Origin of the sequence: Bifidobacterium magnum (assembly GCF_000741255.1) — a bacterium.
GTDB classification, from domain to species: Bacteria; Actinomycetota; Actinomycetes; order Actinomycetales; family Bifidobacteriaceae; genus Bifidobacterium; species Bifidobacterium magnum.
In genome coordinates, this window is record NZ_JGZB01000003.1 from 354,339 (window position 1) to 380,305 (window position 25,967).

Annotated in this window: 19 protein-coding genes and 1 pseudogene; 11 read left to right on the forward strand and 9 right to left on the reverse strand. The window is 61.8% G+C overall.

Features of this window, described 5'->3' with window-relative positions; all coding sequences use genetic code 11:
- Positions 1-20: 20 nt before the first annotated feature.
- Positions 21-2,201 (reverse strand): hypothetical protein, encoded by a 2,181-nt coding sequence (locus tag BMAGN_RS03480; protein ID WP_238548752.1) that lies wholly within the window; start codon positions 2,199-2,201, stop codon positions 21-23.
- Between the two features lie 69 nt (positions 2,202-2,270).
- Here BMAGN_RS03480 and BMAGN_RS03485 point away from each other — a divergent pair, with 69 nt between their 5' ends.
- Together BMAGN_RS03485 and ligA are read left to right on the forward strand one after the other, a co-directional pair.
- On the forward strand, positions 2,271-5,450 hold the full coding sequence (locus BMAGN_RS03485) for a tetratricopeptide repeat protein (protein ID WP_051126593.1): 3,180 nt from the start codon (positions 2,271-2,273) through the stop codon (positions 5,448-5,450).
- A 69-nt stretch (positions 5,451-5,519) separates the two neighbouring features.
- Entirely contained in the window at positions 5,520-8,276 is a 2,757-nt protein-coding gene (ligA, locus tag BMAGN_RS03490; RefSeq protein WP_022859321.1) for an NAD-dependent DNA ligase LigA, read from the forward strand.
- Here the strand turns inward: ligA and BMAGN_RS03495 are convergent.
- From BMAGN_RS03495 to BMAGN_RS03510, 4 genes are all read right to left on the reverse strand, one after another.
- A complete protein-coding gene (locus BMAGN_RS03495) occupies positions 8,239-9,348 on the reverse strand; it encodes an Mrp/NBP35 family ATP-binding protein (RefSeq protein WP_022859322.1) in 1,110 nt (369 codons plus the stop codon). The genes ligA and BMAGN_RS03495 overlap by 38 nt on opposite strands.
- Positions 9,345-9,950 carry a thymidine kinase gene (locus BMAGN_RS03500; RefSeq protein ID WP_022859323.1) on the reverse strand — a complete coding sequence of 202 codons (606 nt, stop codon included), beginning with the start codon at positions 9,948-9,950 and terminating at the stop codon, positions 9,345-9,347. Before BMAGN_RS03500 ends, BMAGN_RS03495 begins: the two co-directional genes overlap by 4 nt.
- Before the next feature lie 143 nt (positions 9,951-10,093).
- The gene (locus BMAGN_RS03505) at positions 10,094-10,786 is read right to left on the reverse strand and encodes a LuxR C-terminal-related transcriptional regulator (RefSeq protein WP_022859324.1); all 693 of its coding nucleotides are present in this window, start codon (positions 10,784-10,786) and stop codon (positions 10,094-10,096) included.
- Positions 10,783-12,105, reverse strand: a complete 1,323-nt coding sequence (locus BMAGN_RS03510; protein WP_051126607.1) for an ATP-binding protein — start codon at positions 12,103-12,105, stop codon at positions 10,783-10,785. Before BMAGN_RS03510 ends, BMAGN_RS03505 begins: the two co-directional genes overlap by 4 nt.
- Positions 12,106-12,309: 204 nt before the next feature.
- Between BMAGN_RS03510 and BMAGN_RS03515 the strand changes: the two genes are divergently transcribed.
- From BMAGN_RS03515 to BMAGN_RS03540, 6 genes are all read left to right on the forward strand, one after another.
- A complete protein-coding gene (locus BMAGN_RS03515) occupies positions 12,310-14,085 on the forward strand; it encodes a PspC domain-containing protein (RefSeq protein WP_022859326.1) in 1,776 nt (591 codons plus the stop codon).
- Positions 14,086-14,099: 14 nt separating this feature from the next.
- Positions 14,100-14,570: a hypothetical protein gene (locus BMAGN_RS03520; protein ID WP_155802525.1), complete on the forward strand. Its 471-nt coding sequence runs from the start codon at positions 14,100-14,102 to the stop codon at positions 14,568-14,570.
- A gap of 22 nt (positions 14,571-14,592) precedes the next feature.
- Positions 14,593-14,802: an ATP-binding cassette domain-containing protein gene (locus BMAGN_RS03525; RefSeq protein WP_022859328.1), complete on the forward strand. Its 210-nt coding sequence runs from the start codon at positions 14,593-14,595 to the stop codon at positions 14,800-14,802.
- Positions 14,803-14,901: 99 nt separating this feature from the next.
- Positions 14,902-15,963, forward strand: a complete 1,062-nt coding sequence (locus BMAGN_RS03530; protein WP_156095723.1) for an ATP-binding cassette domain-containing protein — start codon at positions 14,902-14,904, stop codon at positions 15,961-15,963.
- Between the two features lie 97 nt (positions 15,964-16,060).
- The gene (locus tag BMAGN_RS03535) at positions 16,061-16,276 is read left to right on the forward strand and encodes a hypothetical protein (protein WP_034250312.1); all 216 of its coding nucleotides are present in this window, start codon (positions 16,061-16,063) and stop codon (positions 16,274-16,276) included.
- A gap of 408 nt (positions 16,277-16,684) precedes the next feature.
- Positions 16,685-16,951, forward strand: coding sequence for a hypothetical protein (locus tag BMAGN_RS03540; protein ID WP_022859331.1), 267 nt, complete (start codon positions 16,685-16,687; stop codon positions 16,949-16,951).
- A 193-nt stretch (positions 16,952-17,144) separates the two neighbouring features.
- Here BMAGN_RS03540 and glnA read toward each other — a convergent pair whose 3' ends face one another.
- The 3 genes from glnA to BMAGN_RS03555 all read right to left on the reverse strand — a co-directional run bounded on the left by glnA (position 17,145) and on the right by BMAGN_RS03555 (position 21,283).
- A complete protein-coding gene (gene glnA / locus BMAGN_RS03545; protein ID WP_022859332.1) occupies positions 17,145-18,581 on the reverse strand; it encodes a type I glutamate--ammonia ligase in 1,437 nt (478 codons plus the stop codon).
- Between the two features lie 281 nt (positions 18,582-18,862).
- Complete coding sequence (locus tag BMAGN_RS03550; protein ID WP_022859333.1) at positions 18,863-19,654, reverse strand: DUF4191 domain-containing protein; 792 nt, start codon at positions 19,652-19,654, stop codon at positions 18,863-18,865.
- Between the two features lie 153 nt (positions 19,655-19,807).
- Positions 19,808-21,283: a dihydrolipoyl dehydrogenase family protein gene (locus BMAGN_RS03555; protein ID WP_022859334.1), complete on the reverse strand. Its 1,476-nt coding sequence runs from the start codon at positions 21,281-21,283 to the stop codon at positions 19,808-19,810.
- Positions 21,284-21,467: 184 nt separating this feature from the next.
- Between BMAGN_RS03555 and BMAGN_RS03560 the strand changes: the two genes are divergently transcribed.
- Positions 21,468-22,460 (forward strand): PPK2 family polyphosphate kinase, encoded by a 993-nt coding sequence (locus BMAGN_RS03560; protein WP_022859335.1) that lies wholly within the window; start codon positions 21,468-21,470, stop codon positions 22,458-22,460.
- Between the two features lie 394 nt (positions 22,461-22,854).
- Positions 22,855-23,568, forward strand: a pseudogene (locus tag BMAGN_RS03565) (MFS transporter); the annotation flags it as partial.
- Positions 23,569-23,775: 207 nt separating this feature from the next.
- Here BMAGN_RS03565 and BMAGN_RS03570 read toward each other — a convergent pair.
- The gene (locus tag BMAGN_RS03570; protein WP_022859337.1) at positions 23,776-24,381 is read right to left on the reverse strand and encodes a DUF3043 domain-containing protein; all 606 of its coding nucleotides are present in this window, start codon (positions 24,379-24,381) and stop codon (positions 23,776-23,778) included.
- A gap of 120 nt (positions 24,382-24,501) precedes the next feature.
- Here BMAGN_RS03570 and BMAGN_RS03575 point away from each other — a divergent pair, with 120 nt between their 5' ends.
- On the forward strand, positions 24,502-25,923 hold the full coding sequence (locus BMAGN_RS03575; protein WP_081640845.1) for a dipeptidase: 1,422 nt from the start codon (positions 24,502-24,504) through the stop codon (positions 25,921-25,923).
- The last annotated feature ends 44 nt before the right edge of the window (positions 25,924-25,967 follow it).

Consider the following 25,967-nt stretch of genomic DNA (forward strand, 5'->3'; position numbering starts at 1 on the left):
CGCGATCGACCGCCACATGTCTAGAGCAGCGTGAACCACGCCTGCACCGTGTGGAACAGCCCGGGCATATTGTTGATCAGCGAATCGTCGCGGCCGACGACAAAACAGCTGAGCGCCGCAAGCACTACCATCCACCACGCGACCAAGGTGATGAGGACGCGCGCCGGCTTCCATACGCGCATCCAATAGGCGAGCACGGGAACGGCGGCCAGCATGAACAACCATCCGAAATCGGCCATGTAACGCCATGCGAAACCGCCCACATAGCTGTCGAACGCGGCCAACAGCACGCCCAGCACGAGTGCGGACGCCAGCATGCCCGTGCAGTGCGCTCGCCGGATGCCGCGGCGGACCGCCGGCAGCGCGAACGTGGCCAATGCGGCCGGCGCCAAAATGAACAGTCCGCACACGCACGGCTCGGTGAACGCCCATTGGCTAAGCGGCGTGGGACTGATCGCGAGCCACGGGAATTGGGGCTGGAACCGTAGCGGCAGGGCGAAATAGTAGCCCATGATGGGCGCGATATTGGCAAGCGGCGTATGGAAGCTCGTCATGTCCGTGACAGTCAACTGGTACGCGTTGCCAAAATCGAACGGGGAACCGAAACGCGCCGCATTGTAGAGGCATACTGGCCCCACTACGAACGCCGCGGGAAGAATCATGGCGGCCACGGCGCGAGCCACCGCGCCATAATGGGTCCGGTCGCGCGAGGCGATCACACGGCCGCACGCGCGGATCTGGCGCCAGAACAGCGCGAATGCCAGCAGCGCCGTCAGCGCGAAAGTGGGGCGGCATCCGAACGTGAGCGCGATACAGCATGCGCCGCCCGCCAGATGCGGCAGCGACAGTGCGGGAACGCCGGGCAATGCGCACCGTCCGCGGCGCATGACCGCCTGATCGGCCCCCAACCACAGCCACAATCCGGCCATCGTGAACATGAGCGCCGTCGCGAACGGTACGGAATAGAAATTGAGACGGTACCACAAGTACACGCTGTTGGCGCCGATCAGAAACATGACGCATAGCAGGCAGACTCCCGCAAGAGGGGTGCGCGGCACGCAACGTTTGACGAGGCGCACGACGAGCAGGCAGGCGAACAGCGTGAAAACGAACATCGCAAGCAGTTCGGCGCACGCCGACGGCAGCATAAGGCCGCCGGGCACGAACCACGAGGTGGCAAGCTGGTAGGGGAGGAAGAACGATACGGCGGGCACCACGCCGAAATAGGAATACCAGTGCCCGTGGTAGAACGCGTAATCCCAGTACAGCGGGGAAACGCCGGCACTGTTCAACGCGTTGCGCGTGGCAACACTATAGGGGTTTCCGGCCTGGGCCAAAGCGTCGGGAACGGGCAAATCCAGCCAGGTTCGGCCGTGCAACAGGGCGTCGGCCACATGGCCGTACTGGTCAAAATCGTAGGTGTATTCGCCCGCGCGATGGAACGTGAGCGGTGCCGTGTGCGTGGAAGCGATGGCGGCCGCCTGCACAAGCACGGCGACGCCAAGCGCCGTCATGACGAGCGCGAACACGAGCCGCTGGCGCAAGCTTGTGGTATTCAGCGGTATGGCCCACCAGCGCGAGGACGGGCGCAACAGTGCGACCAGCAGCGCCACCGCAGCCATGATGCCCACCTGCGCCCACGACCAGGAAAACGGAACATGCACGTTGGCGCGCACATGCGCTATGGGAACCATCGCGCCGACCGGCTCCTCGATCCACACGCGCAACGCGCCATGCGGCGAAGCGCCATGTGCCGCGGCCTTGACATACAGGGATCGCGGCGCGTACGGGGTGAGCGACACGCTGGGGGCGGAGCCGTCCCCGGATTGCACGCGCACATACACGGTGGACGCCACATCGCTGGCATGCGGGCCGGCCAATGCGCCGGACAGCTTTGCAGAAGAGACGGGTTCCACATATATATAGGGAGAGGACCCGTCGGCGTCGACTTCGACATAGGCGTGCGCGGGATCAGTCACCTCAAGCAGCCCCTGCCGCGTTTCGTGCACGCCCGGTCCCAACACGTTCGCATAGCTCGCGCTGTCCGTGCTCGCGGCGAGGGAACGCCAATGGGCCATATTGCATACGCCGCATTCCAGCACCACGATCAGTAGCGCCACCAGCGCGACGGCCAGCGACCACCGGCGGGCGCGACGTGACCGGACGCGGGCAAGCGCTAGGCGAAAACGTGGAGCAAACACGGGCACCATTGTAAGCCAAGGTATTGCGTTCGGCTGTATTTGCTGGCGAAACGTTGTACATTAGAGGGCATGGTGACTTTTTTCAAGAAACACGCGCGCAACAAGGACGCCTCGTCGAAAAGCATGCAAAAATTCATGGACGCGCTCGGCGCGGACAAACAAGTCACCCTGCATCCGCTCGTCAAACGCCATGAGCTCGACCTGATGCCCGCAGGCTCGGACATCCGTTTCGGATGGGCCCAACTGCCCTCCGCCCAGCAACAGGGATTCTCGCTGGGCGTGTTCCTCGACACGAACCATTTCGTGCCCATCGCGTTCGCCGACGGCAACGGCCGCGTGTTCGTGGGCAATAGCGAAACCGTGGACCCGTACACCAGCGAAGCGCGCCTCATTTTCACGATGGACGGCAAACTCGAACTTCCCGACGGGCCGCGCTTCGGCCACGCGCCCCAGAACTCCGGACGCAAGCTGCGCGTCATCCGCGGCAGCATCAGCGTACGCGGAGCAGACGGCACGATGATGTGGATCGCCTCTTGGCTCAAGGCCAAGAACAAATACACGCTTGAACAGATGCGCATGCCGTTGCCCGAACACTTGCGCATCGGACTCGAATACCGCGACGCGATGGCCATGGCCTTCTTCGCCGGATACATCATGCCCCAAGCCCAAGGGCTGCTCACGGGATTCGGATCGGGCAACATCTTCCGCCGCCTCAACCGGGAAGCGCCGCTCGGCGCCATCCGCCGCAGCGTGCAGGACACGCTGGAAGCGCGGTCGCACGGCCTGCGCACGTCGGGGCTGGAAGACTACTTCGCCGACCTCATGGGCCAGTGCGGAGCCCTCACCACCGTGGACGGCCTCGAAGCCGAACACGGCGCCGAACCCTCGCACCTGTGGGCGTCCAGCTACTCGCACACCTACTTCCTGTCCATCGACCGGCCCATGCCCGTGGACGCGGCGCTTGCCGTACTCAAAATCGAAAACGCCATCAACCGCTTCGCCAACGTGAGCGCATGGCTCGAACACAACGCGCTCGCCGGCAAACAGCCCATCGAGGACACCGTCACGCGCGCGCAGGCCGCCCAAATCGACCGCATGCTGCTCGACAATCCCGCGCTGCTCGCGTTCGACGACGGTTCCCAAACATTCAACGCTTTGGAAAACCTGCTGGACGGCGACGGGTACAAGGCCGTCAACGACCTCGTGTCCGTGGCGGGAGACGTGACGCGCGAACTGGCCAAGCGCGAACACATGGACGCGCATAAGCCCGGCGAATGGCTCTACCGCTATTCGCTGAGCACGCTGATTCGGCGCCTGCGCCTCCCATACCGCTTCGAAGCGGATTTCCGCTGCAACGTGGAAGCCGGCAACGCGGCGCTCGAATTCATGACCGCCGGCATGGACATGATGCCGCAAACGCAATACAGCGACGCAACGCACGGCTGGGAAACCCTGAGCGACCATGAACGCGCCACGCTCAGCGTGCGTTACAACCTGCGCGTGGCCATCATCCTGGCGGCGCTCGCGTTCGGCGCCGACCCGAACATGCGCACATTGTCGATCGACATGGGCTCGATCGGATTGGAAGAGGCCGTCGCCGAACAGGACGACGCGATCAAGCGCATGGCCAATGAGATGATCCGCGACGTGGACCAGCTGCGCTTCGACGCGGACGCGATCAGCATGGCCGATTCGAAGGACGGCGACTACCACGGCGACCCGTCCGACGCGCACGCGCTTCCCGTGCCGGGCGACGATCTGGCGGCCGGCGACCGCGACGTGAACCAGGACCATGTGGACAGCGAGTTCGAGGCGCTTATGGACGGCGTAGATATCGACGAAACCGTCCTGAGCACCGACAATCTGGACGACACGTTCGCGGGCGGCCCGCAAGACGCGCTGCCCGACATGATCCACCCGCGCAGCATGATGACCGTGCGTCTCGAACGCGACTCGTTCCTGCGCCGCCTTCGCGAGGACGGACTGGCCCATCCGCTGGAAACGATGGTCAAGTTCGGTGCCGTCATGAACATCGACGCGGACCAGGGATTCCTGCCGATCACCGCGTCCTTCGACATCAACGACGGCCAGTTCTCCCCGGCGAACGCGCAACGCAAACCGGAAATGGACAACCGTCCGCTGGAAGGGGAGGCCGCCGCGGTGTTCGGCGCGCGCAACGTGCTCAACCTGAGTATCCAGCGTGACGACCTGCTGACAGGCGCCGTACGCGAATTCCACAGCCTCGCACTGCGCGACGACATGTCTTCGGCGGACAAGGCCCATCGCGCGATGGCGCTGATCGACCTGATCAACGACCCCGAACTCAACATGATGGCCTCCGAAGTGACCAGCGCGTTGATCGACGGCGACGACACTCCGGACCTGTCGTTCACGTTGGGCTCGCATTTGGACGACGAACGCGTCAAGGCGCGCGAACTGCTGTTCTCGGGCCAGGTCGACCAGGCGATCCAAACCGCGCAGGACGCCATCCAGTCGCTGGACGACACCTACCGGGCCGCGGGAGTGCCGCGCTATTTCAACTCGTATGCCGAGCGCGTGGTGTACAACCGCGTGTTCGCCACGCCCGACGAGCGCATCACGCTGATTCCCGACAACCTGTTCCACGCCCATTTCGAACTCGCCGACCTGTTGGCGCAAACCAAGGGACCGCAGGCGGCGCTCGCGCACTTGAACACCATGGTCTCCTACGCGCCCGCGTATCCGCTCTCGCATCTGAAGCTGGCCGTGCAATTCGCGCGCACGGAGGATTGGGATTCGGCGCGCGCAGCCTGCCTCAACGCGCTGCGCGTCTCGCTTGACGGCAAGGACGCGTCCTTCGCCTACTACCGACTGGCGCAAGCCCTGTGGATGCGCGACGAATTCGATGTGGCCATCGCTTCCTACATGATGGCCGCCGACATTTCCCCGGCGCCCATCCCGTCATTGCAAAACGAGCTGCAGGAGCTTATCGGGCGAGCCCAGTCGCAATGCGTGCCCTATCCGCGCACGATGGACGAGGCCGTGCAGGTGCTGGCGCGCCATGACATTCCGATCTGGCCCGTACCCGAAATTTCGCATATCGTGCATGAGGCCGCGCGCATGTCCGTCAACGAGGGACTGTTCGTGCCGGCTCGCACGCTTGTGGTGGCGTCCGCCCGCTTGGGCAACACGTCGGGCAATGGCGTGGATTTCGTGCACGACCAGTTGTTGCGTTCCCTGATGGGACCCGAGGGCGCGAACCAGCAGTAACAGGCCGGCGCCGCATTACAAGCCGCATTACAAGCAGTGGCGCAACCGGCCGCAAGGAAGGGGATTGACATGAGTGAACAACAGATGGCGTTCGACTTCGCCGCGCAGGAGCCCGTGGGCAGCGACGCGTGGATCGCCGCGCTCGAGCCCACGGACCACGACGCCATGGAACTGGACGAGGTGGATGTGGCGGCCCTTGACGCACAGGCCGCCATGAAACTGTGGACCAAGGTGGCCGCCTGGGTCGAATCCGACCAGATCGCCTACTATCTGGAAGACGCGCCCGTGTCTTCGGACGCCGCCTATGATGCGCGCATGCGGTTCCTGCAGGCTTTGGAAGCGGCGTTCCCGCAACTCGACACGCCACAGTCTCCCACCCACCGCGTGGGCGGTACCTTCTCGAACGAGTTCGCTTCCGTGCGCCACCCCTCGCGCATGATGAGCCTCGACGACGTGTTCTCGATTGAGGAACTGCGCGCATGGTACGAGGGAGTGCGCAAGGATCTGCACTGGCCGGACGGCAAAGGCCTGCCGATGACTTGCGAAGTGAAAATCGACGGTCTGGCGTTGAACCTCATCTATCGCGACGGCGTGCTCGAGCAGGGCCTGACGCGTGGCGACGGCGTCACGGGCGAGGACATTACGCTCAACGTGCGCACGATCGGTTCGATTCCTTCGCGGCTGGCCGGCCCCGAAGGAGACATTCCGCACCTCGTGGAAATCCGTGGCGAAGTGTTCATGCGCTGGGACGATTTCAAGGCGCTCAACGAACGCAACGAGGCCGAGGGCAAGGCGCCGTTCGCCAACCCGCGCAACGCCGCCGCGGGCTCGCTGCGCCAGAAAGATCCGCGCGTGACGGCCTCGCGCCCGCTAAGCTTCTACGCGCACGGCATCGGCATGCTGGAATGGGGGGACGGCAAACCCGTGGACGCCGTCGACGTGGTGGACGACCAGTCGCAAGCCTACGACCTGTATAAGCGCTGGGGCATCCCCGTTTCCCCGCACAACCGCAAGGTGTCGGATTTCAGCGAAATCCTCGACATGATCGACTACTACGGTCAGCATCGCGGCGACATCGAGCACGCGCTGGACGGCATTGTGGTCAAAGTGGACGATCTGGCGCTCCAGCGCGCGCTCGGCGCCACGTCAAGGGCTCCTCGCTGGGCCATCGCCTACAAGTATCCGCCAGAGGAAGTCAACACGCTGTTGCGCAACATTGTGGTCCAGGTCGGCCGCACGGGACGCATCACGCCAGTGGCCGTGCTCCAGCCCGTCTACGTGGCCGGGTCCACCGTGGCGCGCACCACCTTGCACAACGGATACGAGGTACAGCGCAAAGGCATCCTGATCGGCGACACCGTGGTGGTGCGCAAAGCCGGCGACGTGATCCCCGAACTGGTGGGGCCCGTGCTGGAGCGCCGCAAGGGACGCGAAGACCAGTTGCGCGAGTTCGTCATGCCCACGCATTGCCCATCCTGCGGCGCGCTGCTCAAGCCCGCCAAGGAAGGCGACAAGGACCTGCGCTGCCCGAATTCGGAATATTGCCCCGCGCAGTTGAGCGAACGCATTATCAATTTGGCGTCGCGCAAGGCGTTCGACATTGAACATTTGGGAGAGCAAAGCGCCATCGCGCTCACGAACCCCGAGGACAACCGTCCCGACGACACGGACTCCTACGCTCCCGACATCCGTGAAATCGTGGTGGGACCGGGGGAGGAGCCCGCTCCCTACAAGCCCGCGGCCGGCCTCGAACTGCCCGAGCCGCAGCGCCCCGTGCTCACCAGCGAAGCGGACGTGTTCGCCCTGACCGCGCCCAAGCTCAAGGACGTGCAAGTATGGCGCGAGGCGCCCATCATTGAACTCCAGACGGTCACCGACGCGAACGGCAAGAAAAAGCCCGTGCGCAAGCGTCTTGGCGGCTCGGGCCTGTGGCACCAGGTGCCGGCGTTCTGGACCAATCCCGTGGAGGCCAAAAAGAAAAGCAAGAAGGAACTTGAGGCGCTCGCGGCGCAAAATGCCACGGAGCGACGCCTTGACGAGGCTTACGAGCAGGTGACGGCCGCCCAAATCGGCGAGGAGAACGCCATGGGGCGCGCCCGCGACTATGCGCGCGAGTATCCGCAGTACACGGTGCCGGCCGACGCGCTTGTCATCCGCGAGGAGGTCAAAACCGCGCGTGACGGTTCCCGTACGGTGCGGCCCGTGTACGTGGCGCCCACGGAAACCACACGTTCCCTGATCGAAGAGCTCGACAAGGCGCGCACCGCGCCGCTGGAGCGCGTGCTCGTGGCGCTCTCGATCCGCCATCTGGGGCTGCCGACGGCGCGGCTTATCGCCAAGCGGTTCCCGTCGTTGGACGCGATCGCGCATGCGAGCGTGGAAGACCTTACGCAGATTGACGGCATTGGCGAGGAAATCGCGCAAGCGGTGGTGGACTGGTTCGCCTCCGCCGACGATCTCGAGAGCTGGCATGGCGGCATTCTTGCCGCGTGGAAGGCCGCCGGAGTAGGGCGTCACGCCGAACCCGTGCACGAGCTCGAACAGACGCTGGCCGGCAAAACGGTGGTGGTGACGGGTTCTCTGGAGAACTACAGCCGCGATTCGGCCAAGGAAGCCATTGTGGAACGTGGCGGCAAGGCAGCCGGATCCGTCAGCAAGAAGACGGATTGGGTGGTTGTGGGCGCGAACGCCGGTTCCAAGGCCGCCAAGGCCGAGGAACTCGGCATTCCGATGCTCAACGAGGACCAGTTCAAGGAACTGCTGGAAACGGGTGCCGTTACGGGCCCGGTCACGGGCGACGTATCAGCTCCTGGGCAAGACGAGTAAAGGACTGGCCGAATTCGTCGATCCTCAACTGTCCCGCCGCGTCAAGCACGGCGGGACGTCCCGCTTCGCCCGTTTCGCGAATTTCCGGGTCGAGCGGCAGCTGGGCGAGCAGCGGTACATCGTAGTGCAGGTCGCGCGTCAACTGTTCGGACACGCGTTCGCCGCCGCCGGCGCCGAAAATTTCCAACCGTTCGCCGTTGTGCTCGTACCAGCTCATGTTTTCCACCACGCCGCGCACTGTCATGGGCATCTGCAATGCGACCAGTCCCGATCGCACGGCGATATCCGAGGCGGAAATCTGCGGCGTGGTCACCACTACGAGCTCCGTGTTGGGCAGCGCCTGCGCCACGGAAATGGCCATGTCTCCCGTACCGGGGGCCAAGTCGAGCAGCAGCACGTCCGGCTCTCCCCACCACACGTCCGCGAGGAACTGTTCAAGCGAGCGCTGCAAGCGCGGGCCGCGCCACAAGATCGCACGGTCGGAACCCGCGAACATGCCGATCGACATGAGTTTGACGCCCCAGTTCATGGCGGGCATAAGCATGCCGTTGAGGTTGACGGGCTGCTCGTGCACGCCGAACAGGCGCGGCAGCGAGAACCCGTAAATGTCGGCGTCAATGGCCGCCGTGTCGTAGCCCAAGGCCGCGAACGTGGCCGCGAGGTTCGCCGTGATCGAGGATTTGCCGACACCGCCCTTGCCCGAGGCGATCGCGAAAATGCGCGTTTTGACGCCCGGCTTGTTGAACGGGTTCTGGTGGCGTTCCGCCTTGAGCTGGGCGACGAGGTTGTCGAGTTTCTCCTTGCCCATCGAGCCCACGGTGATGTGGGGGATAAGTGTGGCGTCCGCATAGGATTCCACGGCCGCGTCGATCTGGCGCGTGATCGTTTCCGACAGCGGGCAGCCGGGAACGGTCAGCTCCACGGTGATGTCCACGTCGAAAGTGTTCGGTTCACCGTCGCGCGGGGACGTGTGGATGCCCGTGATCATGCCGAGGTCGGTAATCGATTTGCCGAGTTCGGGATCGATGACTTTCGTAAGGCGGTAGAAGAGCTGTTCTTCAATATGGTTCATGCGGTAATCTCATCCAATGTTGCGGCCGGTCCGGAAGTGATGCCGGAATAGTAGTGTTTGCGGCACAGCGAAATATAGGTGCCTGTGCCGCCAAAAAGAATTTTGTCGCCCTTGTGCACAATATGTCCCTGTTCATCGAGGCGTGCGTTGAAACAGGCGGCGCGTCCGCACCAGCAGACCGTTTTGATGTTTTCGATTTTGTCCGCGGTGAGCAGCAGGCGCGTGGCGCCCTCGAACCCTTCTCCCTGGAAGTCGGTGCGCAGTCCGTAACAGATGACCGAAATGTCGTAATCGTCCACGATTTTGGCCAGCGCGTCGATCTGGTCCGCGGACAGGAACTGCGCCTCGTCCACAATCACCACGTCGAAATCGATGGTGTCGGGCGTGCGATGTTCCATGTCGGCGAGGAAATCCTCAACAAAATCGCATTCCGCTTCAAGTCCGATGCGCGAACGGATCGTATGCTCGCCGTCGCGGCTTTCCATGCGTGGTTTGAGCATGACGGGGCGCTTGCCGCGTTCAATATAGTTGTAGCGCACCATAAGCGCATTGGCGGTTTTTGAGGCGCCTACCGCACCATATTTGAAGTAGAGCTTGGCCATGAACTGCGTGTTCCTCTCTCCGGGCGAGCTTCAACGGGCTTGTTCTTCCGCAGGACATTGTAGTGGCAGGCGCGAATTGGGCCAAGCGGCGCGGGAAGCGCCGGTGCCGCGGCGCACGGGCGTCGGTCGTGTCTGGCTGGCGCCTAGACGATGCGCCGTACCGCGGCCCAGCGCGTCAGCTCCGACCGGTTCGACAATTGCAGTTTGCGCAATACGGCGCTCATGTGCGTTTCGACGGTTTTGACGGATATGAACAGTTCCGCCGCCACCTCGCGGTACGTGTATCCGCGCGCGATCAGCCGCATGACTTCCTGCTCGCGCGCCGAAAGCCGGTTGAGTTCCTCGTCGGCGCGCGCTTGCGTACCGCTGTCTTCCAGCGGCACTCCCTGGAATGCGGAAAGCACGAATCCGGCCAGTTTCGGCGAAAATACGGCGTATCCCTCGCTTACCTGATGGATGGCCGCCGTCAAATCCGCCGCGTTGATCGTTTTCGTCACATATCCGCGCGCGCCGGCCCGGATAACGGCGCCCACATCCTGCGCCGAATCGGACACAGACAGGGCCAGGAACGCCGTGTCCGGCGCGTAGGGCGCCGATTTGGCGAGGATTTCCGTACCGCCACCTCCCTCGCCGCCCGGAACATGCACGTCGAGCAGCACCACGTCCGGTTTGGTTTGCACGATCATGGCGACCGACGAATCCACGTCGCCCGCCTGTCCCACGATCGTGAACGCGGGCTGCAAAGTGGCGATCACGCCCGCCCGGAACATCTCATGATCGTCCACAATCGCCACACGAATGGCGCGCGTATCTGGCTTATCCTGTGCGTTCGTCATGTCGTCCTCCTGTCACGCTCGTCCTGTTCCCGATTAGTGGCGTCCCCATTGCCGGTCGGCATCGTCATGCGCACTTCCGTGCCCCAACCGGGGCGCGACACGATCTCCACGTCGCCGCCACGGCGCCGCACCCGCCCCATGATCGACTCGCGGATACCGAGCCGGCCCTCGGGAATACGGTCCGGATCGAAACCGTCGCCATGGTCGCGCACGTCGATCTCGACCAGGCGCTCGCCGGCCTCGCAATATACGGTGACGGGCGGCCTGCCGTGTGTTACGGCGTTGACGATGGCCTGCATGGCCGCATCCAGTAGCGCGTCGGTCTGTTCGCTGGGGCGCGCGTCGCCAACAGTGACCACGTCCACGGCCACACCGTGGGCGTCTTCCACTTGGCCGGCCACCACGCGGATGCCTGCGCTGACCGACCGGTCGGAGGCCACATGTTCCTGGTACAGCCAGTTGCGCAGCTCGCGCTCCTGCGAACGCGCCAGGGATGCCACGTATCCCGCGTCCTGCGGATGCGTCTGGATCAGCGCCAGCGTCTGGAGCACACCATCATGCAGATGCGCCGTCATGTCGGCGCGTTCCTCCTCGCGTTCCTTGAGCGCGCGTTCCTCGCCCACGTCGCGCACGAGGGAGGAGACCCACGGAATGACGGCCGCCCCCACACAGAGTACGAGCGCCAAGCCGGTGACTACGCTGCGCGGCAAGGAAACGGTTCCCGTGGTGAGCGCCGACTCGACCATGACAAGCGCGTAGGCCGCAAATACCAGCGCCATGCCTATGGCCGTGGCCGCGAACTGGCCGCCCGTCTGGCGGAACCGTATCCACGGGATCGCGACCCCGGCCAGCGCAAGCGCTACGCATAACATGGGAACCACATTGTTTCCGGCCGACTGGAGCAGTGCCGCCACCATGAGGCATATGATGCCGATGGCGGCGATAATGCCCGGTTTGGACGCATGGCGCAACATGTCCGCAGGAGTGTTCGAAGAACGGGACTCGTGGCCGGCGTCCCCGGAATCGGCTAGCCCCGTATAGTCGGGAATGGAGCCGGGTTTCGCCGTGGCCTGCGCAGCCGCAATGGGATCGCCTACGGGAACCAGCACCCATAACAGCACATAGCCGAGCGCGCCGGCCCCATAGCATGCGCACAATGCAACCGCAATCAGGCGCACCCACGCCACATGCACGCCAAGATGCAGGGAGACGCCGCGGCATACGCCCGCGATAAGGCGCCGTTTGCGCGGGCGCAACAACGGCAGGCGCGCGGCGGTACGCGGGTCGGGGCGCCAAGTGGTGGGCTGGCTGGAAGTCATGGTCATATTCTTGCAGGTTTGCCGAGCATTGAATAGCATGGCGTTCACGGATCCGCCATTATGGTCAGGGATGTTGGATCCGGCGCCGCTACGGACAGTTGGGATTCCACGTAGGGGACTGGCTTGGGGACGGACAGGAAAATCAGGGAGAAAACAGGGTGTTCCCCGACCCCCGAAACGCGAACGGCATGGTGCAATGGGAACATGAACAATACAACAATCCCGCCGCAAGGCAATGCGGACGAACCTTCAAAATTCTTTTCCTGGATCCGCTCGAGCGGATTGGCACGACCGCGCGACCGCTGGGTGGCGGGCGTGTGCGGCGCGGTGGCGCGCGAACTGGGGTGGAGCGTCACGCTGGTACGCGTTCTTATGGTCATAACGGCTATAATCGGAGGCCTCGGACTCGTGTTCTACGCATTGGGATGGCTATTGTTGCCCGACGAAAGCGACAACGCGATCCTGCTTGAGGAAATGACCAGCGGCCACTGGGACTGGCAGTTCATTGGCGTGGGCATCTGCGTGCTGCTGGCGTTGTTCCCCGGGTCGTTCTTCTTTTTCGGCGCGACATGGCGTATCAATGTGGGCGGCCTGCTGGTGGCAATGCTGCTGTTCTACCTGTTGGTGCAGCGCGGCGTGAACCTTATGGAGCCCGCGGAACCCCCAAAGACGGCGGGAGCGCCTTCCGTGCAGGCGTATGCGCAGCAGCCGGTGGCCCAACCGGATGGCGCGGCATATGCGCAGCAGAACCAGGACGATCCCGCTCCGTCGTTCCCGGAGCAAGCGCAGTCGCAAGTGCGGGCTCAATCCCAACCACAACCGCAGGCGCCGTCCCCAGCACCGCAAGGCTATATGCGCCCACGCCAGCCGCAAACCGTTCGTGAACGCCGCAAGCCGGCCGGCCCGATTGTGGTACTGCTCGCCGTGGGTCTCATGTGCGTGGCCGGCGCCGCGGCCACCATTATTGGCGAGCAGTGGAGCGACATGGGCGTCTTGCGCGGATGGACACTCGCGTTGGCACTGTGCTGCTGCGTGCTGGGCGTCATATTGCTCGTCCTCGGGTGTATGGGACGGCGCGCCGGCGGTCTCCATCCGTTCATATGGGTCGTCATGGTCTCTTCTCTTGTGGTGACCATCACTTGCTGGGGCATCGGCTATGCGCGTGTGGACATGGACGTGCGCGTGGCGAACTACACGGAACGTCCTGTGAGGGGAGACGAACATTGGATAGTAAACCGCGCCGGCATGCGTCAGCTGGAACACGGCGTCACGTTTACGGGAGACGGATATGACCGGAGCTCCATCAATGTGGACTTGACCAAACTGGACACGCTGAAACACGAAGTGGTGGCGCGTGACGGTTCGCGCATCCAGTCAACCTGCCCCGCGGGCACCGTCAATATGGCGGCCGTCAATACGCAAGTGGTGGTCACATTGCCTGAAGGATGCTCGGCGGAATTCTCGAAGCTGGGTGGCATCAACGAGGACATTGTCGTCGACTCGGTCGGCTCGCGCGGCATTGACGCGGCGTATTCGGCCGACGGCCAGACCTCGGTGGTGTCCAATGGCGACTCGGGCAGCATGGCGCTGAGCCTGCCGGGACTGAGCCTGCATTGGGGTTCGGACGGGTCAACCGCATGGAATGTGGGATCTGACTCCTACACGCGGGCATTGTGCAAGGGAATACGCGTGGATGACGACGGGGCCGTGCATATGGACGGCGGCGCCAACAATAGCGCCATGGGCAAGGCGGTAAAGGACGGGAAACTCTGGCCTTGTGCGGCGCAGTCCTCCAAGGCCACCGAACATGGCGAGCTGACGATCGCGGTACCCGCGCTGTCACGCGCCTCGGTCGCCATACAGATTGAAGGATTCCCGAGATCCGATGTTCCCGGCGCGGGCGCGCTTGGCGTCCTGGGCCCCGACAACGGATACATGGAGTATGACGAAGAATACAACGATACGGATGAAGGCGAGTAATGACCATGAACGACATGAACGCTAACACTATGAATCGCATGAACCATAACGATTCCGACAACCATTCCGGCCACGACCATGAGGAGACCGAGACGATAAGGATTGTCGAAGAGCATATCGAGACGGAACGGATGCCGCCCGTCCAGACCGTGCCCGTCTACCAGGTGCCGCCGCAACCGCACCAGCCACACATGATCCGTCCGACAGGCGCGAGCGCGGGAACGATCGTGCTGGCCGTCTTCATGCTCGTGGTAGGGGCCGTGGGCATATGGGTGGCGGTGCAGTATCCGTTCGGCTGGATGTGGAGCGTCAATGTCGACCATCTGGGCGTATGGATATTGGGCGGCCTCGGCGTTGTACTGATAGCCGGCGCCATCGCCGTGGCGGCCACAGGAGGACGGAAGTCGAGTAAAAACGAGCAAGAGAGTATGGCGGGAATGTATCCGCAACGGCATAATGAGAGTAGCGGTACAGATTCACTATGACCGATTGCGGAAGGCGGAAGCGATGTTCATCACCTTGCGGGACGTGTCCGTAACATATGACGGCGCCGCGCAACCCGTATTCCGCAACATTTCCGCCACTTTCCCGCAAGGCTGGACGGCGCTGCTCGGCGACAACGGCATCGGGAAGACCACGTTGGCGGCGCTCGCCGCGCATACGCTGGAACCTGATGCCGGAACGGCGAGCGGCTCCCGGTTGCGCGCTCGCCCTTGAACCGGACATACTCGTGGCGGACGAACCCACCAACCATCTCGACATGCCCACACGGGACGCCTGATTGACGTATTGCGGGAGTTTCCCGGAATCGGCATCGTGATCACGCACGACATTGCCGTAATCGACCGGCTCGCGTCACGCAGCTACCTGCTGCACCGTGTCCATGACGATACGGGCAACCATACGGTCATGGATTTGCATGAAGGATCGTGGGAAGACATAGAACGGCAAGTCGATGAACGGGACATGACGGCGCAACGCCAACTCGCCCAAGCCAAATCGGAAACGAAACGGCTGGTTGCCGAACGCGTTCAACGCAGGGAAAAGACCAGGCGGGCGGCGGCCGCCAGCATGCGCGTGCCCGACCGGCACGACCATGACGCCTCCAAACGCAAGAAACTCGCCAAAGGTGGTCTCGACGCGGGAGTCAGCCGCAATGTCGCCAGGCTCGAGGGACGTATCGCCGCCGCACGGCAAGCGCAGGAAGGCTTCGTCACGGAAACCAAACGGCGCGGCGGCGTCGTGAACTTCACCGTCGAACCCAGCAAACGCCATGAACTCATGCATCTCGAACCAGGCACAATTTCCTTCGAGAACGGTGCATATTCCGGGGATACCGACGATAGGGAAGCCGCATATGGCGCAAAGATGGAAGGGGAGCACATCCGCATAGGCGAGAATGGCGGCAAATCGGCGATGCTCGCCATCCCGGGCATCAGTGTCGGACCACGCGACCGTATACTCGTCACAGGACCCAACGGATCGGGCAAAACGACGCTCGTAAACGCGCTCATGAATACGCTGGACCCGGACATTCCACGCCTTGTCATTGAGCAGAACGCGGACGACCCGCAACACCTGCTCGATCAACTGGCACAATTGGACGGAACGGACCGGCAGGAAGCGCTAGGATATTTCGTCGCGCAAAACGGCAACGTGCACGCGGTACTCGAAGGAGGGGAACTGTCCCCGGGCGAATGCCGCAAACTCATGCTCGCCCTCGGCCTGGTACAAAAACCGCAAATCCTTATACTCGACGAGCCGACCAACCATCTCGACCTGTCCTCGAAACGGGCGCTCGCCGCCATGTTGTACGCGTATCCGGGCGCGCTCGTGCTGGTCACGCATGACGAGCTTATGATTGAAGCAATGCGGTGAGTGGCAGATCGGGAGGCGACATGAACGTGGAAGGACTGCAAGTCCATTATCATGCGACTTTGAGCAATTTCTTGAGGAAGGCCGCCATGAAGGTCCTATGCAGCGTAAGCTCAACAGTTTAGCCCAGTGTTTCCACGCGATGTTCCATCGCCCGTCTTATTTCCTCAACGAGCATGATCAGATTATTAACGAGTATGATCCGATCATTCCAGACGAGGACTTGTACCGGTGGCTCGGCTGGTGCATCTACTACGGGCGTCCCAAGGAGGAATATCCGGACGCTCAAAGGTTGAGGGATACCTACGGGCATTGAACTACGGCGAGAGAACATTACATGCGGCGTATCAAAGATATCCTCAGGCATCCTTTGTGGCGGCTGTTCCGTAGCCACCACTATAAGAACTTATAAATTTAGTTCCGGGATATGGGAGTCGCTCGCCCTCTTATTTTTTGCAATTCCCACGTACTTTGCGATAGGGAAGATGATTATGGCGAAATCGAGGGTTTTAGTTCCTCTGTGACATCCTGGACTAATGGAACGTGGTTTGACCGGAAATTTGGTAGGTATCGTACCGTGGGCGGTACGGAAACGCCAGAAGCCGTGAGTTAGACGAACAGATTTATGGCGCGACTGTACCTCAGATGGTACAGCATTCCATGGTTTTTAAGGAATCCCAAGGGTTTAGCACAACTGCTTGTTAGACATGGAAAGGTGAATGCCATGAAACCGCGAAAAGACCTGGACCGGGCAGCGAAGGATTTTGCGGAGCGCCACGGTGATCGCATTGGTAAGCCCGAAGGTATCCATAACGGATTGCTGGTGTACAACTTTCTTCCCGAAGGTTGCATAGAAGGTGGTTGCGTGGGTGTCCTTCGGTTCATCGTGGTGGATGTCAATACGGGAATGGCGCGATACCAAACCGTCGAAGAGATTCGTCAGGTGAATGTGGCGCCCGTTTTAGACCATCTTGATCCGATTCCTGATTGATCGGAGATCGAGGCCATCGCGCCGCTTTACTCATGATTTTTGGACACATTTTGGACACATTTTGCCCACATGCTGCCCACATTTTTTCAAAAAACAGGCTGTTTTACGTTAAAACCAGTTAATCTCAGAAATGCGAAAACCCTTGGAATTCCAACGTTTTTGAGGAATTCCAAGGGTTTAGCGAAGCCGGAGCTTAAATGTGGAAGTAGAGCTCGTACTCAAGCGGCGTCGGCTGCAGGCGAGCCATGTCGATCTCGCCGCGCTTCATGTCGATCCACGTCTCGATGAGGTCCGGGGTGAACACGTCGCCGGCGGTCAGGAAGTCGTTGTCCTGCTCGAGGGCGTCGAGCGCTTCGGCCAGCGAGCTCGGAACCTGCTTGATTCCTGCGTGCTCCTCCGGAGGAAGCTCGTACAGATCCTTGTCGATCGGTGCCGGCGGCTCAATGTGGTTCATGATGCCGTCGAGGCCTGCCATGAGCTGTGCCGAGAACGCGAGGAACGGGTTGCAGCTCGGATCCGGGGCGCGGAACTCGATGCGCTTGGCGGCAGGGGAGGTTCCGGCCAGCGGAATACGGATGGCGGCGGAACGGTTGCGTGCCGAGTACACGAGGTTGACCGGAGCTTCGAAGCCCGGGACCAGGCGGTGATAGGAGTTCAGCGACGGGTTCGTGAAGGCGAGCACCGAAGAGGAGTGCTTGATCAGGCCACCGATGTACCAGCGGGCCATGTCGGACAGACCGCCGTAGTTCTTCTCGTCGTAGAACAGCGGCTTGCCGTCCTTCCACAGGGACTGGTGGCAGTGCATGCCCGTGCCGTTGTCGCCTGCGATCGGCTTCGGCATGAAGGTCGCGGCCTTGCCGGCCATGGCGGCCGTCTCGTGGACCACGTACTTGTACTTCATCAGATCGTCGCCAGCGTGCTGCAGCGAGTTGAAGCGGTAGTTGATTTCCTGCTGGCCTGCGCCGCCGACTTCGTGGTGGGCGCGCTCGAGGATGAGGCCGACCTTCTGCAGGTTGGCGACCATGTCGTCACGCAGATCCTGCGTGTGGTCAGCCGGCGGAACCGGGAAGTAGCCGCGCTTGACGCGGTTCTTGAAACCGATGTTCAGGGTGCCGTCCTCTTCCACGTCGAGGCCGGAGTTCCATGGGGCTTCGATGGAGTCCACCTCGTAGAAGGAGCGCTGCATGCTGTTTTCGAAGCGCACCTTGTCGAAGATGAAGAATTCCGCCTCAGGAGCGAAGGAAGCCGTGTCGGCGATGCCCGTGGACTTCAGGTAGGCTTCGGCCTTGGCCGCCACCTGGCGCGGATCGCGCGAATAAGGCTCGTCGGTGAGCGGGTCGACGATGGAGAACGCGACATTGAGCGTCTTGTGCTTGCGGAACGGGTCGACGTATGCGGTTTCGATATCCGGAACCAGCTTCATGTCGGACTCGTTGATCGCCTGGAAGCCTTCGATGGAAGAACCGTCGAACGGCATGCCTTCATCGAATGCGTCCTTGAGGAATTCGCTAGCCGGGACAGTGAAATGCTGCTGCACGCCAATCAAATCGGTAAAGCGTACGGAAACATACTCGATACCTTCGGCGTTAATGAGGGCCTGCGCGTCTTCTTTGGTCTTGAGTTCTGCCACGGGTCCGCTCCTTTCAAAAGTTGCTTACGGGATAACAGCATAGGAGGCAGGATTTCATTTACTTGTTATCAGAGTTACGACTATGTTTCGTCTGGGGTGGTTGCATCCCGTAAAAACCGCGGATTTTCAGCGTTTTGATGATTTTGGCCGCTTGGGGAAGCGCGTAATGTTCGGTTCAAAAATTGGACAATGGTCACCTGATATGACAAAAGCGGGGCAAGTACCTGCCGGTACCGGTCCCGCTTTAAGAGGTTTGCAGTGTCAGTTGCGATATCAGCGCATCAGCGGCCGCGCATGGCGCGACGCGATACGCGTGGCGCGTGGTTCGGATCCATGCCCTTCGGCGCGCTCATGGCGCTCTTGAGCTGCAGCGTGCGCAGACGATCGTTGAGCGTGGTCAGCTGCGGGCGCGTCATCATGAAGCGGCGGCGCGGATGGATCTTCTTGGCCAGGCCGTTCTTGTGCTCGGTAGGCGTGTAGGCCTTCATGCCCAGCACCTTGCGGCGCAGGTCGCGCAGACGCACCTGCTTGGGGCCGTCGCCCACGAGGATACGGAAAACCGGAATGTGGGAGCCGGCGGTGATATTCTTGATGCGCTTCTCGAGGCGGTTCATGGCGTTGTTGACGCGGCTGTAGTCGCCTTCGCCCACCAGGTAGATGCCGTTGTAGCTCGTGCCGTACCAGATCACGTCCTGCGTGCGCGGATCCACCCACAGCGGTTCCTGCGGGAAGCTGAAGCCGCTGCCCTTGAGGTTCGAGAGCACGCTGCCCGCGGCGCCCGGACGGCCTTCAAGCTGGCGGTAGCCGACGTTGTCGGCGCGGCGCGTAAGGGAGAACGTGAACAGCAGCAGGCCCAGCATGATCGCCACAAGCATCCAGCAGATCCATGCGAACACGCCCCAGTGCAGGCAAATGCCGAGAATGATGCCGACAATGATCGGCAGTACGAACAGGCCGCCGCAAATCCATGGCAACGCCTTGTCTTCACGGTACGTGAACTTGAACACTTGAATGATCTGCTTGATCATTCCGGTCTTCTTCGGCTTTTTTGGCTTATCCTGCTTCGTTGCCATGAATTTCCTTTGCTTACCAATAGACTTAACGCCCATTACTTTACCAAGAACGCGGACTTACGCGCCACTCGCCGTTGCGAAGGAATGTCAAAGATTCTCAATCCTTGATAAAACGCTTGACAAAAGTTCGGCGCGGCTCTTCCTCCAGGTCGCTCAGCGCGTGTTGAACGGTCGTCCGTCCGCCTTGAGCAGCGCCTCGCCGACCATCTCGCTCAACGTGGGGTGGGCGTGGATGTTGCTTGCCGCGTCGTGCAAAGGAATGCGGTTGGCGATCAACTGTTGTCCCTCGGCGATCAGGTCGCTTGCGTCGGGCGAAACGATATGCATGCCGATCACGCATGCGGTTCCCGGCTGGTCCGCGTATTCGCCCGTGACCACGCACATCGATCCGGCCGATCCCGTCATAAGCATGCGCGCGTTGGCCATCACGGGGAACAGCGTTTCCTTGACGTTCAGGAAACGGGAGTCCGTTTTGGCCTGCTGGGCGGTGACACCGACCGACGCGAATTCCGGATTCGAGAAGATGACGCTTGGCACGGTCATTTCGTTGACGGGGCGCGGGTTGAGTCCCGCAATGGTTTCCGCGATCACATAGCCCTGCTCGAAAGCGTGGTGGGCAAGCATCGGTCCGGCCGTAATGTCGCCAAGCGCCCACACGTGGTCCATGGATGTGCGTCCGTACGGATCGGTCTGCACCACACCGTGGTCGTCAATGGTGATGGGCAGCCCCTTGAGCCATTCCTGATCGGTGTTCGGCATGCGTCCGATGGCGGCGAGCACGATCTCCCCGCGCACGGTGGCGTCCTGTTCATTCGCCGTCGAATAGTGCACGGTGGCTCCCAAATTCACACTCGTGTCGACTCCCGTGACCTGCGTGCCGGTGATGATGTTGACACCGTGGCGCTTGAGTTCGCGGTTGAGCACAATGGCGCTGCGCCGGTCCGAATAAGTGAGCACATGGTCGTGGCGGATCAGCAGCGTGGTTTCACATCCGGCCGTGCTCAACAGTGACGCGAATTCCAACGCGATCGAACCCGATCCGATGATTACGGCGTTGTGGGGCACCGTATTGAGCGCAAGTGCCTGCGTGGAGTCGATCAGGGCCCCGTTGAAGGGGATTCCGGGAAGCGGCGTGGGGTGCGATCCAAGCGCGAGCACCACGTCCGTGGCATGGATGGTGAGTGAAGAGTCCACGTCTTTCATATCTTCGCTCGTTTTGCCTTCCTGTACGGCGTCCCTTCCGTCGGAAGGCGTGACGAGTACGCTTCCGTCCGCCTGGAGCGCCGCGTTGCCGCGGAACACGCGGATGCCGCGGGAGGCGAGCAATCCTTCCAGGCCGTGCGTCATTTCGTCAACGATATGCGTACGGTGGTCGCGCAGTTTGCCGAAATCGATGGCGTCGAGATGGGCTTCAATGCCGACCTCGCGGCCGTAATTCATTTCGTCGATGGTTCGTACGGCGCTGATCAGCGTTTTGGTGGGGATGCATCCGCGCTGCAGGCAGGTGCCGCCCACCACGGCGTCGCGTTCGATAAGGGTGACGTGCGCGCCCAGTTCCGCGGCGCGCAATGCCGTGGAGTAGCCTCCTGGACCGGCTCCGATAATGGCGAGATCGACATTGAGTTCCATAATGGCCGTTTCCTTCCGATTTGGGTGAGGATTCGTAAATATTTCCTTATATCCACGCATATTTTATGACTGTGGGCCGTGGCGCGGCCCCTGTCGCCCGTTTGATCGCGTTTTCTTCGATATCGGCGAACAATATGCGGCCATTTTGATGGAATTCCCAGCCAACGGCGCAACAATCGGCCCCATGGCAACGGATAAAGATACCAAGCACGGCAAGCAGCCGAATATCAGCAAAAAATTGAAAAAAGTCGAGAAGCATATCGCGCGTATCGATTCGATGGACGACGTCGTCGACCGCATGACGGCCGCGGCCAGGGTCAGCGAGCATTTGAACGCCGTCTTCACGCAGCCGCCGGCCCAACGTCTGATCTTCCGCAAGAACGAGACGCACTTGACCGACATCGACGCGGGAACGACTCCCGGATTCCACGGCACGAAAGAGGAGTGCCAGCGGTTCCTCGACCTGAGCGCGCTGGAAATCGAGCGTTACCAGCAGCTGATGTACGCGAACGGAACGCGAGGGGCGATGCGCCGCGTGCTTATCATTTTGCAAGGCATGGACGCTTCGGGCAAGGGCGGCATCGTCAAGCACGTGTTCAGTCAGGTTAACCCTATGGGCATCCATTACCACGGTTTCGGCGCGCCTACGGAAGAGGACAAGCAGCACGACTACCTGTGGCGCGTGCGCAACGAGCTGCCCAAGCCGGGCTGGATCGCCATTTTCGACCGTTCCCAGTATGAGGACATCGTGATGCCGCACGTGTACGGAACGCTTCCCGAAGACGTGTGGATGAGGCGCTATGACGAAATCAACGACTTCGAGCAGAATCTGGTGGCGTCGGGATGCGCTGTGCTCAAGTTCTATCTGGTATCCAGCAAGCAGGCGCAAAAGGAGCATTTCCTGGGCCGCCTCGAGGACCCGCGCAAATTCTGGAAGTTCGATCCGAGCGACCTTGAGGCGCGCGCCCGCTGGGACGACTACATGACCGCGTGGCAGGACGTGTTTGAGAAGACGAGCACGAGCTGGGCGCCATGGTACCTGATCCCGAGCGACCACCGCTGGTACTCGCGCATGGTCGTGTCCGAGCTGTTGCGCAACACGATGATGAATTTCAACATGACGTGGCCGTCGCTGGACGTCAACCGCGAGGAAGTCATCAAGAAACTCGAGCAGTGACGTTGCGGCGCAGGAAGCGCGCAGTCGCCAATGCATGAATCCGGTCCGGTATGCAGAGCATGCCGGGCCGATTTTTTATGCTGATCCAAAACTCCACGGAGTGCAAAAATATGCAACGATATGACGATTGTCCAACCGAAAGTGCTACGTTTAATCGCTGTTGTGACGGGCTTTTCGCGCCCGCCAAGCCGTGCCTTGCCGGAATTCCGGAGGCCGTATTTCTGCAATCTATCAAGATTTCTTTAGGAAATGTCGCACACAATATCACAGGACGTTCGCGCCGACGAACGCCTGCAAGAAGAGGAAACGTATATTCAAGACGAATGGGGGAGTTCCCCGTCCGAACTGGCCGACGGACGCGTGCCGGGATACCTGATCGGATCCATCGGGGGCGATCGGCTCGCTCGTCATGCTCGTGAGCTTCCGGTTCTGGCTCGTGCTGGTGGCGCGCGTGCTGCAGGGCGTGGGATCGGGCATCGCCACGCCGCTGATGATGAACATCATTCTTGAACAGTCGCCGCGCGCCAAAATCGGCAAACTTATGGGCGTCGGCTCGCTGGTCATCACCGTGGCACCAGCCATTGGCCCCACCGTGGGCGGCGCCGTGGCCGCGGCGTTCCCGTGGCGCTGGGTGTTCGCCATTGTGGCCGTCATCATTCTCGCCATCTCGCTGCCGCTGGGACTCAAGAACATTCGCCAGACGCGCCCCGTGGAAGCCGCCGAGCTCAACGGACTGCAGTTCGTCATGGTTGTCGTGGCGCTTGCGGGCCTTCTGTTCGGCGTCAACCAGCTGGGCGTGGGCGTATGCAGCGTGGGCATCGCGCTGCTGTTCGTATTCTCGGCCCACCTGACGCCGTTCACGCTGGCCGCGTTCTTCTTCCTGTTCGGCGTGGGCTACGCGCTGTGCATCTCGAATATCATGACAAGCGGCATGGCCGGCATCCCGGGACCCTTCATTCCCGACGGCAACGCCGTGTTCAACACGGTGATGCCGTTCGGCGGCGCGGCGGGCATGACGCTGTTCTCCACGATCATGGCGGTCGCGCAGGCCGGCCACGGTTCCCTTGGCCAGCCCTCGTTCGTGGCGGCCAGTACGCGTGGCGGCACGTGGATTTTCGGCTGCATGCTCATCGTGTTCCTTATCGCGTTCGCCTGCCTGTGCGCGGCGTTCCGCATGCGTGCGGACCGTGCGGCCAAGCAAGCGGAATAACGGGATAGCTCCGTAAAACGGATGGAAAATCCGTAACCGGATATAAAAAATGTGGCGGACTGGATTGCTCCAGATCCGCTACATTTTATTGGCGTGAGATTCACCTCACTTGAATTCTTCCTTGTTGTACTGCGAGCGCTTCGCGTAACGCGGCTTGGGCAAACGCCAGCGGCGCAGCTGGATGGCGCGGCTCCACGCGTACGTGCCGGAACGCGATCCGCGGGCGACGGACGCCGGGCCGTACTTTTCGACAAGCTTCTTCTTGAGCTTCTGCCACATGATGACGACGTCGATGATAATGGCGAACAGGTAGATGTACATGATCACCATGAGCACGAGCGAAATCGTGGCGGCCGCCGCGTACTTGGCGCCCAGCACGGACACGACCACGCTGGCCAGAAGAATCACGATGGCGACGGGAATGAAGTACTCGCCGATGTTGAAGCGGGAGTCTACATAGTCGCGGATGTATACGCGCCAGGGGAGGCGTTCGGAACGTGGCATCTTGTTGATGTCGCCCGTGCGCATCGCCTCGTACTCCACGTTTTCGCGTTCGCGTTGGCGTGCGCGGTCGCGCTTGCGCTGTTCCTTGCTGTCTTGGGGAACGAGCGGGCGCAGGTTCTTCGATTGTGCTTCCTTGCGCTTGGGGGTCGGGCGTCCCTTGCCCTCGGTCTCAGCGTTGTCGTGCTGCGTATTCGTATTCTCTGCCATGCTTCGTTAGGGTACGTGGAACTCTCGACGCCCGTAAAAGATTGGTAATGCGTGGGTAAGCCTACAATTGCAACGTACTCGCGGCGGCGTGCGCGCGGCATGCTTCGCGCCCGGCGCCGCATGAAGAGATTGTTACGGAAGAATCACAGAAGAATAGGAGTGGTTGTGGCACTTTCAACGCAACAGATCCGCGAGCGCGTGGCCGAGGAGTGGAACGGGATTGTCGATCTTCTCAACAAGAAGATCGCGTTGCGTTCCATTTCCGCCGACGGCATTGCGGGGGACCAGATGAAGCGTTCCGCCGAGTTCGTGGCCGAAATGATGCGCGAGGTGGGCGTGGACGCCAAGGTCGCCCAGTCGCATAATCCCGATGGCTCGGCGGGAGCTTGGGAAGTGGTCGGCTCGCGTATCGTGGACGAGTCCGCGCCGACCGTCCTGCTGTACGCGCACCATGACGTGCAGCCCGTGCCGGATGCGTCCGAATGGGATACGGATCCGTTTACGGGCACGATTGTCGGCGACCGCCTGTTCGGCCGCGGCTCGTGCGACGATGGCGGCGGCATCGCCATCCACTACGGCACGCTCAAGGCGCTGGGCGACGACCTTCACGTGAACATCAAGCTGTTCATCGAGGGCGAGGAGGAAATGGGCTCGCCGAGCTTCATCCCGTTCATCACCGAGCACCGTGACGAATTCGACGCCGACGTGATTATCGTGGCCGATTCGGGCAACTGGGCTCCTGACATCCCGTCGCTGACGACGAGCCTGCGCGGCAACGCCACCTGCGACGTGACGGTGAAGGTGCTCAACCACGCCGTGCACTCGGGCCAGTACGGCGGCCCGATCCTCGACGCGAACACGCTCGCCGCCATGATCATCGCCTCCCTGTATGACGAGCACGGCGACGTGGCAGTCCCGGGCGTCCTCGCCCAGGAGCCTGTCGGCGGCCTGCAGCAGGACGTGGACGAAGCGGGCATGCGCAAGGACACGGGCCTTGTCGACTCCTACAAGCTGGCCGGCACGGGTTCGCTCGCGTCGCGCCTGTGGACCAAGCCGAGCATCACGGTGATCGGTTTCGACGCCACGCCCGTCAAGGATTCGTTCAACATCATGACGCCGCAGACCACGTTCCGCCTGAGCATGCGTACCGCTCCGGGACAGGACGCGCACGAGGCGTTGATGGCGCTTAAGGACTATATCGAGGCGAACGCGCCGTTCGGCGCCGAAGTCGTGGTCACGCCCTTGGAAGAAGGCATGGGCTGGGCCATGGATCCCAACAGCGCCGTGACGCGCGACGCGTTGGACGCCATGCGTGAGGCGTTCGGCGTGGATCCCGTCAACATGGGCCAGGGCGGCTCCATCCCGTTCATTCCGGAATTGCAAAAGCTGTTCCCGAACGCGCAGGTGCTCGTGACGGGACCGGAAGACCCGCAGTCCAACGCCCACAGCCCGAACGAATCCGTGTCCGTTTCCGGTCTGGAAGCGGATACGGTGGCCGAAGCGATCCTGCTCGACCGTCTTTCGGACTACTCGGCCGAATAGTCAACCACGGCCTTTATACTCGGAAAACGACACGGGGGCTGGTC